Origin of the sequence: Ancylothrix sp. D3o, from assembly GCF_025370775.1 — a bacterium.
Taxonomy (GTDB): Bacteria; Cyanobacteriota; Cyanobacteriia; order Cyanobacteriales; family Oscillatoriaceae; genus Ancylothrix.
In genome coordinates this window covers 154,154-171,081 of the sequence record NZ_JAMXEX010000002.1, presented here as the reverse complement: position 1 = coordinate 171,081, position 16,928 = coordinate 154,154, and the positions used below count along the sequence as shown (strand labels likewise).

Here is a 16,928-nt window from a genome sequence, read left to right as displayed (position 1 = left end):
GCTTAAAACGCCCAATCTTCCCCACCGGCTAACTGACTTAATTCTTGATCAATAGCCTCTCCTAAATCTTCCTCAGAAACCGAGTAAGTTAAATCAATAAAACGCTTTACTGTATTAAAAACTTGGTCTTGGTCAACCATTCCTAAAAGCTGACGCGGTTTGTATGAACCACCGGCAACTTCTGCACTTGCTTGAGAAATTGCCGACTCAAAAGCCTTTTCCATAAACAGATCCCACTCATCAGCTTTTATGTAATACGAGGTTTGATTATCTTTTAAATTAAAGTCTTGAATTTGAATAACTGAATCCCGAATAGAAGCAGCCCAAGAATTAGTCAACCGGCCCTCAATTTGATTTTTAATTAAATGAATCATCAGCCTAACTAAAAAACTCTTAATTTTCCGTAGATAATCTTTGCGACTCATCGCCTCCAACTCCTCAACAATCTCCAGCGCATCCGCATACCGGCCCTCCAGAATGCTATTTTTTAAATCCGTTAATTCTTGAGTCATAAAAACCATTACTCCCCGCTATAAAACCAAGAAATTAAAACTTGAATATGCTACCATTTCTATTTTAACCAGTTAAAAATCAACCCAACCAAACAACAGAATGGAAAACACAGAAACTTGGTATATAGTAAAACGACCCCAGGGCAATTGTGATATACTTAGCGCACCACAACTTCAACAACAAAAAGACCCCGACATTGAGGAACAATGGGGGCCCTACAGCACAACTGATGAAGCAATAGCCCGGAGAATCGGACTTATCCGGGCCGGCAAATGTCAACCAAAATGAACACTCTGGGGCCCCCCACCCCACCAATGACAAAGGACAAATGACCAATGACAAATGACAAATGACAAATGACAAATCACCGCTTCTGCTTCGCAGACTCCGCCCGATTGCCTTGCTTCGCCACAATTTCCTTACGCAAAACCTCCAAACCCTTCACATACTGCGGGTCATCCGGCGTACCAATCTTCGTATTATCCTTACGCAAAGCCAACTTTTGCTCATCAGACAACTCAAACACCACATCCGGGTCAATACCATGCTTATTAATATCCCGACCACTAGGCGTCAGATACTTAGCAATAGTCACCGCCAAACCCGAACCATCATTTAAACCACGCACAGACTGTACCAAACCCTTACCAAAAGTCTTAGTACCCACCAAAACCGCACGCTTATTATCTTGCAAAGCACCCGATAAAATTTCACTCGCACTCGCCGAACCACCATCCACCAAAATCACCATTGGCTTCTTAGTTAAAGCGCCATTATTAGCACTTTGCTTATCAGTAATTCCTTGCCGGTTCACCGTCGAAACAATAGTGCCACTTTCTAACCACATCCGGGCAATTTGAATACTAGCTTGCAACAACCCACCAGGGTTAGAACGCAAATCTAAAATATATCCATCAACCTTTTGCTTTTCCAAATCTTGAATCGCCGCTCGCATTTCCGACGCCGCATTTTCGCTAAACTGAATCAAACGAATATATCCAATATTCCCCGACTGAGTTTTTCGCACAGCATGGCGCACCGGATGAATTTCAATACGAGCCCTTATAAGGCGAAACTCTAAGACCTCCTTACCCCGCTGAATCGTTAAAGTAACTTGACTATTAGCCTGTCCCCGAATTAACTGCACTGCTTGATTAACATCCATCCCCTCAGTGCTTTTGCCGTCAATTTTAACAATTTCATCTTTTGCTAAAATCCCCGCTTTAAAGGCCGGTGTTTCCTCAATTGGCGCCACCACTACCAACTTTTTAGTTTCCTCATCTTGCGCCAACTGTAACCCCACCCCAGTTAGTTCCCCTCGCGTATCAATCTGCATATTTTGGAACTCTTTGGGATCCATAAAGCGAGTATAAGGATCTTTTAGCTGTTCCAGCATTTCGCGGATCGCTTTATACGCCTCGTCCTTGCTGGTATATTGCCGGCTCAAATATTGATCTCTAACATTATCCCAATCCACCTGATTAAACGTGGCATCCACATAATTGCGGTCAACAATTTGCCACACTTCATCAACCAATTCTTTAGGGCTATCCTGAAAAGAAGCTAAAACTTTTGGGTGGATATCTGCTCTTGCTATGGCTACAGCACTAACCATTATCACTGTCGCACCAAGAACAAGACCACGTTTTGTCATTTCCATAAGTTTTCTGAGCCGGCAAAAAATTATTCAAAGGCATTAAGCCCACTCTAACACAGCGAGTGGGAGGATGTGGGAGTTCCAGCCTTGAAAAGCCAATTTTTTCCTAAATTTAAAGCCTGTGTCTCACACAAAGATCCGCCTATCCATAGCCTTTTTCAAAGGGCCGGCCCCCACCGGCCCAAACCAAAATCAATCCCTAGGGATCAACCCACCGGCCATCCGACTTAATCAAAGCAATTAACTCCTCAACGCCTTGATCTTCGGGTACCTTTTTAATTTCCTCACGACCACGATAAAGCGAAATAAAACCAGGTTGCCGGCCCACATAACCATAATCGGCATCCGCCATTTCTCCGGGGCCATTCACAATACAACCCATCACGGCAATATCAAGGCCGGTTAAATGCTTAGTCGCCTCACGCACTTTGTGCAACACTTCTTCTAAGTTAAACAAAGTGCGACCACAAGACGGACAAGCCACATACTCAACCATCGTTTTGCGAAGCCCCAAAGCCTGCAAAATGCTGTAACAAACCGGAATTTCCTTTTCTGGAGCTTCTGTGAGAGATACCCTAATAGTATCACCAAGTCCCTCAGCTAACAAAGTAGCAATGCCAGCCGTAGACTTAATGCGACCATACTCACCATCCCCCGCTTCCGTCACACCCAAATGCAGCGGATAATCCATTCCCAACTCATCCATTCTTTTCGCCATCAAACGGTACGCCGCCAACATCACCGGCACCCGCGAAGCCTTCATCGAAATTACCAAATTGCGAAAATCCAAAGACTCACAAATTCTCAAAAACTCAACTGCCGACTCAACCATTCCCTCCGGCGTATCGCCATAGGTAAACAGCATTCTTTCAGCCAGCGAACCATGATTTACCCCAATTCGCATCGCCTTGCCTTGGTCACGCAAAGAAACCACCAAAGGCTCTAAAGTTTCCCGAATTTTATCACCAATTTCTGCAAATTCTGAATCCGAAAACTCTGTTCGATCTGCACGGGGTTTTTCAAACACATATAACCCCGGATTAATCCGCACCTTATCCACATATTTTGCAACTTCCAAGGCAATTTTCATGCCATTGTGATGCACATCGGCAACCAAGGGGACATCTTGATAAGTTTTAATCAACTTTTCTTTAATTTCTGCCACCGCTTTCGCATGAGCAATACTCGGCACCGTCACGCGAACAATTTCGCAACCAACTTCATGTAAACGACGAATCGCCGCCACCGAACCGTCAACATCAAGCGTATCTTCATTAATCATCGACTGCACAACCACCGGATACCCGCCGCCAATGGTGACGTTACCGACTTTCACAGCGCGAGTTTTGCGCCGGTGGATAGTGCCGTCTGTGGCATTGTGACTGTAGGCGGTGGTTGAGGGGTTTTGCAGAGTTTGCATAGGTTGTTTCTGTACTAGATTACTGTCCTCTCTGTTTTTCAGATTGCCACAAATGGTGCCGGTTTGCTTAATTTATTTCCTCTGTGAGAACTTGATGCCAAAACCGAAGCAAACAACCTATCTACTGCGGCATCCATCTGTGGGGCTGGCATCTGTGCTGCTTTACATCTGCGGTTAAAAATTAGTTCCCATCAAGAAAACCACAAAATCCGAACAAAGAGCCTGTAGATCCTTAGATGTGCTATGACTGTAACTATCGGAGCCTTTTTTTCAAGGCGAGGGTACAGAAGTTAACCCAGCATCGAACAAAAAAATCTGTTATATGCCGGTTTTCTAAAAAAATTTTTGGCATCAGAGACGGGACAGAGTTGGAATTAGGGCGGTTTTTCGGGCAAAAATGATAATATATGAGTCTGTGATTAAAAATTTAAGCTGAAAATTGGGTTGAGAGTTATTAGAGTTTTTTTATGATTCCGCATCAATTAACATTAAAAAATTTCCTCAGCTATGAAAACGCTACACTGGAGTTTCGCGGCCTGCATACGGCTTGTATTTGTGGGCCCAATGGTGCCGGCAAGTCTTCTCTGTTAGAGGCGATTTCTTGGTCAATTTGGGGTGAAAGTCGGGCCGGTTCTGAGGATGATGTGATTCATTTTGGGGCTAAAGAGGCGCGGGTTGATTATGTTTTTCAAGTTAATGGTTGCATTTATCGGGTGATTCGTTGTCGGGTTCGCGGTCAGTTGACGAGTTTAGAATTTCAAGTTGCTACGGTTTCTGATGAGGAAGGTCGCCCAGTTAGTTTTAAGTCTCTGAGTGAGCGGGGTTTGCGAGCAACTCAGGAGAAGGTTTTAGAACATCTTAAGTTAGATTATGAGACGTTTAGCAATTCGGCTTATTTGCGTCAAGGTCGGGCTGATGAATTTATGCTTAAGCGTCCGAATGAACGGAAGGAGATTTTGGCGGAGTTGTTGAAGCTTAATCATTATGATCGGTTGGCGGAAGAGGCTAAAGAACGCGCTAAAAATTTTAAGGGAAAAGTTGAATTGTTGGAGGTAGATATTTATTCTTTGCAGTCGCAGTTAGAAGCGAGTGAAAGTACGGTTTCAGAGTTGGCTGAGACGGAGGCTAGTTTAAATGATTTACAGGCTAAACAAGTTGCTGATGAGCTATCTTTGAAAAAGTTAAAAGAGCAGGCTGTTTTGCGCCAAAGTTGGTTACAGCAAGTTTCGTGGCACCGGCAGCAATATCAGGCAATTAATGGTGAGGGTGAACGCCTAGAGCAAGATTTGGCGATGACAAGATCGCGTCAGCAACAACTTGAGGCTGTCTTGCACCAAGAAAAAGAAATTACTAGCGGTTATGCCAATTTTCAGCAGTTACAAAGTTTAGAGCAACTTGAAGATGGCAAGTTTCAGCTACATCAAGAACTTGGGGAAAAACGTTCGAGTTTGCAACAACAACTTTCACAGCATCTCGCGCAATTGAGTGGTAAGCTTTCTTCCGCTAAGGCTCAACTTGATTCGCTTTTGCAACAAGAGGAAGAGTTGCAACAAATTCTGCAATCTGCTCCGGAAGTTGAGGCCGGTTTGGCTCAATTGCAATTGGCAAAAACTAAGCTGGCTGATTTAGATCGTTTGCAAGGAGAAATTGCCCCTTTAATTAATAGAAGAAATCACTTACAAGTAGAATTGGAAAGGGTGGGCGCTCGTTTGGGTGCTCGTTTAGAAGAAATACAAGCTACTGGTTATCAATTGCATTTACAGCAACAGCGTCACCCGCAATTGCAACAAGCAGTTATCGAAATTGGGGTTCAAATTGAAGAGTTAGAAAAAAAACGGATTTATCAACAACGGGTGAGAGAAAAAGGTCTCGAAAGACGCAGTTTTATGGAACGCTTGCAAACGCAACAGCGGGAATATGAAACTCGCCTTGCCGGTATTCAGGAAAAAATGGGGTTAATGCAGAAATATTCTCCAGAAGATGCGGGCGAAAATTCCAATTTAGAATCGGCATTTCCGCTTTGTCCTTTGTGTGATCGGCCTCTTGATGAACATCACAGAAATTTAGTTTTAGAAAAACACGCAACGGAACAACAGGATATTCTTAATCAATTGTGGGTGGTGCGTGAACAATTGGCGACCTCAGAAAGAGAAATTCAAGTTCTCCGCACAGAATATCAGCAACTTACTCAAGAATTAGCCGGTTATGATACGTTGCGGGAACGGCGGGGAAATTTGCTTGCTCAACTCGATGCAACGACAAATGACCGGGAAAAATTACAACATTTAAGTGCAGAAAAACAACAACTGGAACAAATACTTGCCACCGGCACCCATTCGCCAGAATTGCAAAGTGAATTGCAACAACTGGAGAGGCAACTTCAACAACTAAATTATGACGAAAAAACCCACGCCCTTGCACGCGGAAATGTGGAACGCTGGCGCTGGGCAGAAATTAAACAAGCTGAGATCAAATCTGCCATGCGCCGGTGGACACAATTGCAACTTAAAAAACCAGAATTAGAGGCTTTAGTTGCCAAGTTAAGCCAAGATTTAGAACAACAGAAAACAATTTCTGAATATTCCCAGGCAATGGCAGAAATTGACCGGCAATTAACAGAAATTAACTATGATAGACACGCGCACAGTCAAGTTCGAGAAACTTTAAAAAAAGCGCAAATTTGGTTAGCAAAATATCAAGAATTACTGACTGCGCGCGAAGAATACCCCCAGTTTGTAAAGAGAGCAAAAGAATTAGAAACCTGGTTAGAAGAAAGAAGACAGCAGCGACAAAAAATAGCTGAGGAATTAGAAATACTTAACCGGCAACTTTTTCAAACACCAGATCCAAGCACTGAAATACAAAATCTTGACAGAACCATTGCCGGCCGGCGTACACAACTTGATCAACTTTTTGCCAGCAAAGGACGCTTGCAACAACAACAGCAATATCGCGCCTCTTTAGAAACCCAACTCAAAGAAAAAAGAGCCTATTTGCAAAACCATATCAAACAACAACGCATTTATTCCGAACTCGCCGCCGCCTTTGGTAAAAACGGCATTCAAGCCCTAATGATCGAAAATGTACTGCCCCAACTCGAAGCCGAAACCAATCAAATATTATCGCGCCTGAGTGCCAACCAATTGCATATTCAATTTGTCACCCAAAAAGCCAGTAAAACCAAAACAAAATCAGCCAAAACAACCGGCAAATTAATCGAAACCCTCGATATCCTCATCGCCGATGCACGAGGAACTCGCCCTTATGAAACCTACTCAGGAGGAGAAGCATTTCGGATTAACTTTGCCATCCGTCTTGCCCTAGCACGCCTATTAGCAAATCGTTCAGGAACAGCATTACAAATGCTAATAGTCGATGAAGGATTTGGCACCCAAGACAGCGAAGGATGCGACCGATTAATAGCCGCAATTAATGCCATTGCCTCAGAATTTGCCTGCATTTTAACCGTTACCCATATGCCGCAATTTAAAGAAGCCTTCCAAGCAAGAATAGAAGTCAACAAAACCCAAAATGGCTCCCAAATCCAACTTTCCGTCTAACTAAGCGCCAAAATTTTCTCCCTTATCAACCATCCAATTATGCTAATATACCCCCATATCTGCGTCCATCTGCGTTAATCTGCGGTTAAAATTTCCTAAAACATAATCCTCCCCCTCCCAAAATCCACAACAAAAAAAAAGACAAAAGACATAAATAACCACTACAACAGAAAAAGAACACTGTTTCTTTCCTCCACCGGCACCCCCCTATCGAGGTGGCAATGATCCAAACCGAAAACCTGCACTTGGTCGCCGTTTTGTTCCCCTATTCTCGCCCAATTGTTTATTTTTCGTCAATTTTTGCAAAAACAGCCCTGCATAAAATACCCATTGCGGAACAATGGCAATTAGTCTTCGCCGCCATCGCCTTGATAGGAATAGTGGCGTGGTGGTGGTGGCGCAAACCGGCATCAAAAACACACACAACCTTTTTAGAAGACGCCCTTCAACTCGTTGATGCCGGCATTTTAATTACAGATTCCACCGGCATAATTATTTGGAGCAACCCCGCCGCTGCTCAACTTTTGGAAATTCCTCAATCTCAATTACCGGGACAAACAGCATTTAATTCCAACTGGCAATTACTGCAACAAAATAACACATTATTAGCTGCAAATCAATGCTTCACAAAAGCCCTAACTAGCGGTGAATCGGTCTGTGATATTGTCGGCATTCCTAACAATTCCGCAGTCAAATGGTTACAAATCAGCATCACCCCGCAAAGAGACAACACCGGCAACCTTAGACAACTTATCTGTACTCTCAAAGACATCACAAAGCCGCTCGAACTTGAAAATAAATTACAAGAATCTCAACAACAATTACTCAGCCTAGAAACCACCGGAACAGAAATTGTTAAAAGGTTAATTACCGCCCTGCAAAATAGCCAAGACAAGTTTCAACAAATCGCGGTAAATTTACCGGCTGTAATTTATCAAATGTCTTGGCAGGGCGGAGAAAATATAGCCTTTAAATTTGTCAGCGGAGATTGTTATGAATTGTGCGAATTAGAACCTACAGAAATCCTAGCAAATTGTAATAGCTTCATGGAACTATTACATCCCGATGACCTCATTTCCTGGCAGGAAGCCATCAGCGATGCAGCTAACAGTCTGCAACTTTGGAAATGGGAAGGCCGGCTGATTACCGCTTCTGGGCAACTTAAATGGTTTAAAGCTATTTTTCAGCCGCAACCTTGCCTAGGATCAGAGATAATTTGGGATGGATTATTTATTGACATCAGCGACCAGAAAAAAGCCGAAACCGCCTTTACCAAACAAGAGCAAAAATTAGCTTTGCATTTCCAGCAAACTCCCCTAGCAGTAATAGAGTGGAGTTTAGCCTTTGAAGTCACCGAATGGAACCCAGCCGCCGAAAGGATTTTTGGTTATACCAGAACCGAAGCGCTTGGACAGGCTGCCGCTGATTTAATTGCCCCAGAAATTGTTAAACCAGAACTTAATAAACTTTGGGCAAAAATGTTAACAAATCAAGGCTGGACTCGCAACACTAATGAAAACATTACCAAAGACGGGCAAATTATTATTTGTGAATGGTATAATACGCCCTTAGTCGATGAAACCGGCAATTTAATTGGTGTCGCTTCTTTAGTACAAGATATAACTGAACGCAAGCTTGCAGAAGAAGCATTGCGGGAAAGTGAAGCGAGGTTTCGAGCAACTTTTGAGCAAACGGCGGTGGGAGTGGCGTTGGTGGCGCTGGACGGGCAATTTCTCCGCGCTAACCAGCGATATTGTGATATTGTTGGTTACTCCCAAGAAGAACTCCTCACTATTGGATTTTATGAAATTAGCCATCCCGAAGATGTGCAAATCACCACAGAAGCAGTGCGGTGGATGCGTTTAGGAGAAATGCCCTTAGACTCAATTCAAAAACGTTATATCCGCAAAAATGGCACCGTCGTTTGGGTTAATTTAACGCTATCTTTGGTAAAAGAAAAATCCGGAGAACCAAAGTATTTTATCGCTGCCATTGTCGATATCAGCCGCCGCCAAAAAGCTGAAGAAGAATTACGAGAAAGCCAAGAACGTTTTCGCGCTATTGCCGAAGTAACCCCCATTCCTATTTTAATTACCAGCCTAGAAGATAATTCATTAATGTATGCAAATCCTGCTTTAGCTGAAGCCTTGGGCATCTCTTTGCCGGAAATGCAGCAGCAGGAAATTATCGATTTTTATGAAAATCCTGCCGACAGGGAAACTGTTCTGGCAAAGTTTAAAAAAGATGGCTTTGTGCGGGCGCAAGAAATTCGCGCTGTTAAAGTAAATGGCACTTATTTCTGGATTTCTTTATCCTTACAACCGTTAAAATTTAATGGAAAATCGGCTTTATTAAGTGCATTTTATGATATCACCGACCGCAAACGCGCCAGTGCTTTATTGTTAGAAAGATCCCGGCTTTCTACCCTAGCGGCAGAAATAGGCGTGGCCTTGATTCAAAGCAGTACCTTACCCGAAATTCTCCACCGCTGTACCGAAGTGATGGAGTTATGTTTAGATTTAAGTTTTGCCGGCATTTGGACGTTTAATAAAACCGCCAATTTATTAGAGCTACAATCTTTCACCGGCGAACAACCGGCAACGGCAGAATTTAGCGACCGTATTGCTTTGGGGTTTTCCATGATTGGGTTTATTGCTCAAAATCGCCAATCTTATATTACTCCTGAATCCTCTAAAATTTCCAATGATTCTAGCGTTTCTTCTTGGGATGATCCCGCTACATTTTTGGCAGGATATCCCTTAATTGTTGAAGATCGTTTAGTGGGAGTTATGGCAATTTTAAGCCTAGTTCCTTATAGTGAAGCGGCTCGCAGTACGCTGAGTTGGGTAGCGAATGCCCTTGCTGTCGCCATTGACCGCGCCTGGGTTCGTCAAGAGTTATTATCAGGACGAGAGGCTTTGTTATTTCAGCTTGCTAGTCAAATTCGCACATCTTTAGAATTAAATACCATTTTAGAAACAGCAGTCCATAAAATTCGCAGTTTATTAAATATTGACCGCTGTGTTTTTATTTGGTACACTTTCACTGCTAAAACCGATGCCTTAGAAATAGTTATGGAGGCAAAAAACGCCGACTTAGAAACTGTGATGGGTGTCTATGATGCAAAAGTAGCCGGTTCAGTTTTGCCAAACTTATCAAATTTAGAAATTCTGCGCGTCGATAATGCAAAAACTGAAAAAAATCGCGTTTTGCGCCGGTTTTCTCGCCGTTTGGGTTGTAATTCTGTTTTAGCTTTGCCGATCCAAACTCGACTCGCTACATCCGGCGGGATGGGTTCAAGTTTTGCTATTGGAATTGTGGGTTGTGTTCACTATTCTGGGGTACGTCCTTGGAGTGATAGTGAAGTAGAATTATTAACAGCAGTCACGGCTCAATTAGCTATCGCTATTGATCAAGCAGAACTTTACGCACAGTCTGTGAATGCGGCGAGTGTGGCGCAAGCAAAAGCAGAACAACTTGCCTCAGCTTTGCAGGAATTGAAAACAACTCAAGCCCAGTTAATACAAACAGAAAAAATGTCTAGTTTGGGGCAATTAGTAGCCGGTGTTGCCCATGAAATTAATAATCCCATTAATTTTATTTATGCCAATCTTTCTTATCTGGAAGTTTACTCTAAAGATTTATTGGGTTTGGTAGAAATTTATCAAAAGGAAGTAGGGGCTCCCAGCAAAACAATACAGGAAAAATTGGAGGCAATGGATTTTGAATTTTTGGGTGAAGATTTAGGAAAGATTTTGTCTTCAATGCAGGTGGGAGCCGAAAGAATCCGCCAAATTGTTCTTTCTTTGCGGAATTTTTCGCGCCTGGATGAGGCGGCGATGAAGTTTGTTGATTTACATGAGGGGATTGATAATACTCTGTTAATTTTGCAAAGTCGTTTCAAACCTGCTAAACATCCGGGGATTGAGGTTGTTAAGGAGTATGGCAGTTTGCCGAAAGTTGAGTGTTACGCCGGCCAGCTTAATCAAGTATTTTTAAACATTTTTTCCAATGCAATTGATGCTCTGGAATTATTACCAAAAGCCGGTGTAATTACAGTTCGCACGGAACTTAAACAAAGTAATTCTTCTGTAGTTATTCGCATCATTGATAATGGTGCCGGTATGCCTGATGCGGTGAAGTTAAGGATTTTTGACCCGTTTTTTACAACAAAGCCGGTGGGAAAAGGTACCGGTTTAGGGCTATCTATTTGTTATCAAATTGTTGTCGGTCAGCATAAGGGAGTTTTAGAGTGTTTTACTGAGCAAGGAAAGGGTACAGAATTTTGTATCGAAATTCCTATTCGTCAACGTTAGGCCGGTGATATTCAAGTTTTCTGTTTTCACTCTCAACCTCAATTCTTCGCCCTCCTGCTCTACATGATTTTGTGAGTTCTCAAAGCAAAAAAGCGCCCCCCAAAAAGGAGAGCGCTTTTTTATTTAGCAGAAATGCAAAAATGATCACATTTCTAGCATGAAATCAATTAACCACGAAGAGAAGGCGCTTCCACAGCAGCCAAGTCGAGGGGGAAGTTGTGAGCATTACGTTCGTGCATTACTTCCATACCCAAGTTAGCGCGGTTGATTACATCAGCCCAGGTATTAATTACACGACCCTGGCTATCCAACACTGACTGGTTAAAGTTAAAACCATTCAAGTTAAACGCCATTGTCGAAATACCCAAAGCCGTAAACCAAATACCAACCACCGGCCAAGCACCCAAGAAGAAGTGCAAAGAGCGGCTGTTATTAAAAGAAGCGTATTGGAAGATTAAACGACCAAAATAGCCGTGTGCTGCAACAATGTTGTAGGTTTCTTCTTCTTGGCCGAACTTATAACCGTAGTTTTGAGATTCAACTTCGGTCGTTTCACGCACCAAGGAAGACGTCACGAGAGAACCGTGCATCGCCGAGAACAAAGAACCACCAAACACACCGGCAACTCCCAACATATGGAAGGGGTGCATCAAGATGTTGTGCTCTGCTTGGAACACGATCATAAAGTTGAAAGTACCGGAAATACCCAGAGGCATACCGTCCGAGAAGCTACCTTGACCCAAGGGATAGATCAAAAATACAGCGGTAGCAGATGCCAAGGGTGCGCTATACGCAACGCAGATCCAAGGACGCATCCCCAAACGATAGCTCAACTCCCACTGCCGGCCCATATAGGCAAAAATGCCGATCAGGAAGTGGAACACTACCAACTGGTAGGGGCCACCATTGTAGAGCCACTCATCCATACTGGCTGCTTCCCAAATTGGGTAGAAGTGCAAGCCAATAGCGTTGGAGGAGGGAACCACAGCACCCGTGATGATGTTGTTGCCATACAGTAAGGAACCGGCAACGGGCTCACGGATACCATCGATGTCCACAGGGGGAGCAGCGATAAAAGCAATGATGAAGCAAACGGTCGCGCTCAGCAGGGTGGGGATCATCAGCACACCGAACCAACCGAGATAAATCCGGTTTTCGGTAGAAGTGACCCAATTGCAGAAACGCTCCCAAACGGAGCCGCCTTCACGGCGCTGTAAGGTCGTTGTCATGGTATGTGGATAATTGCGTGATTTAATTTTCGAGGTTCGATAATATGGGCTTCTTTTGGTTGCCCAAGTTCAATATATCAGGGCGCGAAATTGTAGCATAGTTTTTTTAATATTTATTTACAAATTTCTTATCTAATAGTTTATGTAAACTTATGTAAAACCAATCAAGCGATTTTGTCAATAGCCCTTCCATGACCACCCAAAAAAACCGGCTTCTAGGTCGGCTTGGGGAACAAAAAATAACAAAATTAATTTCCTGCGCTCAAAACCAGAAAAAATAGGTGATTTAGATTAAATTCTTAGATCTCATCGATTTTCTGTGGGTGCTAAAATCCCCAAACATGAGGAGTATTACCCCTCTTGACAGAAAACGCTTCTTTATTCCTAGTTAAGCCACTGTGACTCCTACCCAAAAAAGACTAAGCATCCTAGCGGCCACCGGCACCCTCTTGGCTGTCACCTTCACCGGCTGCGGCACCGAACAAGCTCATATCCGCCGGCTCATCGTCACTAGGCAATGCCAAGGTTGTGCCCTCGAAAGAGCCAACCTCAGCAACGTTGTCCTCTCTGGTGCCAACATGAGAGGGTCAAAACTACGCGACGCCGACCTCAAAAGTGCCAAATTATTCTCCGCCGACCTCAAAGACGCCGACCTCAAAGGCGCAGACCTCAGCGGCGCAGACCTCAGAGGCGCAAGTCTGGCCGGTGCAGACCTCAGAGGCGCAGACCTCAAAGGAGCCGACCTCAGCGGCGCAGACCTCAAAGGAGCCAACCTTACCGATGCAGACTTGGGCTACGCCGATCTCTCGGATGCTCACTTAGTTAACGCCCTTTTCACCGGCACTAACCTGCGGGGAGCCAACCTCGTCAGCACTCAACTCGAAGGCGTCATCGGGCTATTAACCGAAAAAAATCAACCCCACAAAATCGGCAAATAAACCTAAATGCCGGTGGTATCCCTGAAAGGCTGAACCATCAATTTAACTTCCTTCAATTAACCCTCCAACAAACCCGGTTCCTTTAAAAAAACCGGGTTTCTTACTCAAATTTTCGCCGCCAAAAGCTTGGACAATACAAAACAATTACCCCACCAAAAAAAATGAACCCAACCCCCCAGAGAATGCAAGCCGTACAATCGCCAATTATTCCCATCGTTGGCGAAATGATTCGTAATTCTCCGGGGACAATTTCACTCGGACAAGGCGTAGTTTATTACGGCCCACCGGCCCAATCCCTCAACAAAATATCTGAATTTTTCAACGATCCAGAAAACCATAAATATAAGCCGGTGCAAGGCATTACCCCCTTACTCCAAGCCATCGAAATTAAGCTCAAAACCGACAATCATATTCAAATTGATAAACAAAACTGCATCCTTGTTACCGCCGGCAGCAACATGGCCTTTATGAACGCCATTTTAGCCATCACCTCCCCCGGTGATGAAATTATTATTCAAACTCCCTACTATTTCAATCACGAAATGGCAATTGTCATGGCAAGCTGCCGGCCCGTCCTCGTAGAAACCAATCAAAACTATCAATTACAACCCCAAGCCATAGAACAAGCCATTACAAATAAAACCCGCGCCATAGTTACCATTTCCCCCAATAACCCCACTGGTGCTGTTTATTCCCCAGAATCATTACAGAAAATCAACGAAATTTGCCGCAACCGAGGCATTTATCATATCAGCGATGAAGCCTACGAATACTTTACCTATAACAATGTAAAACACTTTTCTCCGGCCTCCCTTCCCGACAGCAACAACCACACCATTTCCTTGTATAGCCTTTCCAAAGCCTATGGATTTGCATCTTGGCGGATTGGCTATATGGTAATGCCAAAACACCTCTTAGATTCGGTAAAAAAAATTCAGGATACGATTTTAATTTGCCCGCCAGTTATTTCTCAATATGCAGCCACAGGAGCATTAGAAGCCGGTGGAGAATATTGCCGCAGCCAAATTCAACAAATCGCCGAAGTGCGAAACTTGATGCTAGAAGAACTCGATACTTTAAAAGAATTTTGCACCATTCCACCGGCAGAAGGTGCTTTTTACTTTCTGCTCAATCTTCAAAGCAAAATCAAATCTCTGGAATTAGTCGAAAAACTAATTCGAGAATATGGAGTAGCCGTGATTCCTGGTGACACCTTTGGAATTGAAAAAGGCTGTTATTTGCGCGTCGCCTACGGATCACTGCAAAAAGAAACCGCCCAGGAAGGTATCCGCCGCTTAATGAGAGGATTAAAAACAATTGTGAAAAATTAAGACCAGTTAGAAATAATTAGCAACTATCCTTTACAAAGCTGAGAACAGCAACTCATTTTATTAAGGCAAAGAATTTTAAAGTTTAATGTTTAATTTTTGCGGCGACAAAGCCATATTAAAGAGATAGTCCGGTTCTCAATATGTATTTATACTTAGGTGCGTATTTTCCAACCCCCACGATCCCCAGCCCCCTATAATGAGGGGGGAGATACCTCTTCATTGGCGCGCGATGGGCGGGGGATCGTCGGGGATCAAGCATTTGAAAAGGAAAGGCCCAAAACAGCTACTAGACGATGGCTGTCACAACCAAAGCTGATCACTATCACAAACTCACGGCGACAGGATCACAAGCGGGCCAACACAAATCCCTCATAATAATATTCAAATCAAAATCGCTCCCCCCTTATAGCCATGCAATTTAATTTACGCTTAAAATTAATTGAATTTCTGCAAGAAGACTTAGGCATTTCTAATACTTGCATTGAACTGGCCTTGCGCTCACAAGAACCGCCGACGCTTCTGCCGATGGTATTGTGGCAGTACGGCTTAGTTTCTATTGAACAATTAGAGCGAATTTTTGACTGGCTGGAAGCGGCTTAACTGATCAGCAGGAATTGCCGGCACAGAGGGGGACGAAAAACAAAAGCCGGTAGTTTAGAAAATTAGCTTTTCTGTGACACAGCACTAACTAGAGGCAATGTAAACCAAAATGTGACACCGGAATCTGCGGAAGGTTCAACACCAATTTCCCCATTTAATGAGCGAATAATTTGCCGGCAAAGATATAATTTTAGGCCGGTGCTGGTGCCAGATCGGTGCTGCGGTTCACGGATATATAAATCAAAAAGGCGATTACATTCAACTGGGCTTATTTGAGCGCCATTATTGGCAATCGAACAACGCATCATTTTCGCTTCCACCTCAGCTTTCACCGTCAGGGTTAATCCGGGGGGGTTATTGAAGGCAATGTGGGTAATTAAAGTTTCAAAAACTCGCTGGATTTGTACAGGATCAGCCACCACCGGCGGTAAAGATGTCGATACCAAATTTATCAACTTAAGTTGATTTTTTTCTAGCATTGGTGCTAAGTCTTTAAAAATCGTTTCCACCAGCGCCGAAAACCTAACCACTCCCGCTAAAACCATAGCTTCATCTTCAGGGAAATAGGTTTCTAAGAGAGCATTGATCATTTCTAGGTGGCGTTTGTTGCCTTGCACAAGCCGGTCAACCACCGAGCGAGAAATTGTAATCATTTCCTCTGGTTGAGACATTAAATGTTTAAAGAGCATAAGTGTTCCCAAAACAGAAGTCCGTAAGTCATGGGCGACGGTATGCAAAATCACATCTTTTAGGCGGTCTTTTTCGGGATCGTTCCCCCAAGCTTTGAGCAAAATTTGTTGCAGTTCTTCAAAGGCTTTTTCATCTTTACAACACTCAGAAATAGCCTGTAAATCCCTTTCAGAAAAAGGAGATTTTTGGCTGTTTATAGGAAATTTTAAGTTTTCTTCAGTTGGCGATTTTAGAAAATAAAAATCACTGCAAGAATTAGACGAAAGCGGGTTATTGTCACCGCCGCTAGGGCGACTATTGATGACTTGAGATGAGGGCGAATTTACAAACTCAGAAGCATTCTCAACCATAATTTCAAGCGATGAGTAAAAATCTGTACCATTAATCACTGTAGGACGGCTGTTATTCCTTAACTTCATGCTTGTTGACTCACCTGATCGGGTGATTTTTTGCAGGGAGAGTTCCCAGCAAGAAGTTGAGGAAACAGAGAGTTTTTCTTTTCTTGCTCAGTTCTGCTAAATTGATAGAGATGAGATGGGCAGTGAGGAATCCACGCTGAGTTTAGCTGCTCAATTTCCATTGACCTGCTAGAGCACGCAACCGGCAAGCGTGGTTGGGGGCTTCAGGCAAAAGTGCTGATCTTTTTCGTGGTGTCAGTAAAGTTGATCCGCAAA

The 16,928-nt window shown here is 43.5% G+C and carries 11 protein-coding genes; 6 read left to right on the top strand and 5 right to left on the bottom strand.

The window, feature by feature from the left end:
- Positions 1–2: 2 nt before the first annotated feature.
- Positions 3–512, bottom strand: coding sequence for a DUF29 domain-containing protein (locus NG798_RS04920; RefSeq protein WP_261220697.1), 510 nt, complete (start codon positions 510–512; stop codon positions 3–5).
- A 100-nt stretch (positions 513–612) separates the two neighbouring features.
- Between NG798_RS04920 and NG798_RS04915 the strand changes: the two genes are divergently transcribed.
- Complete coding sequence (locus NG798_RS04915; protein ID WP_261220696.1) at positions 613–801, top strand: DDE transposase family protein; 189 nt, start codon at positions 613–615, stop codon at positions 799–801.
- A 76-nt stretch (positions 802–877) separates the two neighbouring features.
- Here the strand turns inward: NG798_RS04915 and ctpC are convergent, their stop codons facing one another.
- Complete coding sequence (ctpC, locus tag NG798_RS04910; protein WP_261220695.1) at positions 878–2,173, bottom strand: carboxyl-terminal processing protease CtpC; 1,296 nt, start codon at positions 2,171–2,173, stop codon at positions 878–880.
- 196 nt (positions 2,174–2,369) lie between these two features.
- Positions 2,370–3,590: a (E)-4-hydroxy-3-methylbut-2-enyl-diphosphate synthase gene (ispG, locus tag NG798_RS04905; protein ID WP_261220694.1), complete on the bottom strand. Its 1,221-nt coding sequence runs from the start codon at positions 3,588–3,590 to the stop codon at positions 2,370–2,372.
- A gap of 467 nt (positions 3,591–4,057) precedes the next feature.
- Between ispG and sbcC the strand changes: the two genes are divergently transcribed.
- On the top strand, positions 4,058–7,150 hold the full coding sequence (gene sbcC / locus NG798_RS04900) for an exonuclease subunit SbcC (protein WP_261220693.1): 3,093 nt from the start codon (positions 4,058–4,060) through the stop codon (positions 7,148–7,150).
- 221 nt (positions 7,151–7,371) lie between these two features.
- The gene (locus NG798_RS04895) at positions 7,372–11,466 is read left to right on the top strand and encodes a PAS domain S-box protein (protein WP_261220692.1); all 4,095 of its coding nucleotides are present in this window, start codon (positions 7,372–7,374) and stop codon (positions 11,464–11,466) included.
- 167 nt (positions 11,467–11,633) lie between these two features.
- Here NG798_RS04895 and psbA read toward each other — a convergent pair whose 3' ends face one another.
- Entirely contained in the window at positions 11,634–12,695 is a 1,062-nt protein-coding gene (gene psbA, locus NG798_RS04890) for a photosystem II q(b) protein (protein ID WP_261220691.1), read from the bottom strand.
- A 398-nt stretch (positions 12,696–13,093) separates the two neighbouring features.
- On the opposite strand from psbA, the gene NG798_RS04885 reads away from it, so the two are divergent.
- From NG798_RS04885 to NG798_RS04875, 3 genes are all read left to right on the top strand, one after another.
- Complete coding sequence (locus NG798_RS04885) at positions 13,094–13,633, top strand: pentapeptide repeat-containing protein (protein ID WP_261220690.1); 540 nt, start codon at positions 13,094–13,096, stop codon at positions 13,631–13,633.
- Positions 13,634–13,794: 161 nt separating this feature from the next.
- The gene (locus NG798_RS04880) at positions 13,795–14,964 is read left to right on the top strand and encodes a pyridoxal phosphate-dependent aminotransferase (RefSeq protein WP_261220689.1); all 1,170 of its coding nucleotides are present in this window, start codon (positions 13,795–13,797) and stop codon (positions 14,962–14,964) included.
- Positions 14,965–15,375: 411 nt separating this feature from the next.
- On the top strand, positions 15,376–15,564 hold the full coding sequence (locus NG798_RS04875) for a DUF2949 domain-containing protein (protein ID WP_261220688.1): 189 nt from the start codon (positions 15,376–15,378) through the stop codon (positions 15,562–15,564).
- A gap of 62 nt (positions 15,565–15,626) precedes the next feature.
- On the opposite strand, the gene NG798_RS04870 is transcribed toward NG798_RS04875, so the two are convergent.
- On the bottom strand, positions 15,627–16,673 hold the full coding sequence (locus tag NG798_RS04870) for a sensor histidine kinase KdpD (RefSeq protein WP_261220687.1): 1,047 nt from the start codon (positions 16,671–16,673) through the stop codon (positions 15,627–15,629).
- Positions 16,674–16,928 lie beyond the last annotated feature (255 nt).

What these genes read in the sequence shown, in the direction of transcription:
- ctpC (WP_261220695.1), bottom strand. Translation starts at nt 2,173, where the DNA reads ATGGAAATGACAAAACGTGGTCTTGTTCTTGGTGCGACAGTGATAATG.
- psbA (WP_261220691.1), bottom strand. Translation starts at nt 12,695, where the DNA reads ATGACAACGACCTTACAGCGCCGTGAAGGCGGCTCCGTTTGGGAGCGT.
- NG798_RS04920 (WP_261220697.1), bottom strand. Translation starts at nt 512, where the DNA reads ATGACTCAAGAATTAACGGATTTAAAAAATAGCATTCTGGAGGGCCGG.
- NG798_RS04915 (WP_261220696.1), top strand. Translation starts at nt 613, where the DNA reads ATGGAAAACACAGAAACTTGGTATATAGTAAAACGACCCCAGGGCAAT.
- NG798_RS04895 (WP_261220692.1), top strand. Translation starts at nt 7,372, where the DNA reads ATGATCCAAACCGAAAACCTGCACTTGGTCGCCGTTTTGTTCCCCTAT.
- NG798_RS04875 (WP_261220688.1), top strand. Translation starts at nt 15,376, where the DNA reads ATGCAATTTAATTTACGCTTAAAATTAATTGAATTTCTGCAAGAAGAC.
- NG798_RS04870 (WP_261220687.1), bottom strand. Translation starts at nt 16,673, where the DNA reads ATGAAGTTAAGGAATAACAGCCGTCCTACAGTGATTAATGGTACAGAT.
- ispG (WP_261220694.1), bottom strand. Translation starts at nt 3,590, where the DNA reads ATGCAAACTCTGCAAAACCCCTCAACCACCGCCTACAGTCACAATGCC.
- NG798_RS04880 (WP_261220689.1), top strand. Translation starts at nt 13,795, where the DNA reads ATGAACCCAACCCCCCAGAGAATGCAAGCCGTACAATCGCCAATTATT.
- sbcC (WP_261220693.1), top strand. Translation starts at nt 4,058, where the DNA reads ATGATTCCGCATCAATTAACATTAAAAAATTTCCTCAGCTATGAAAAC.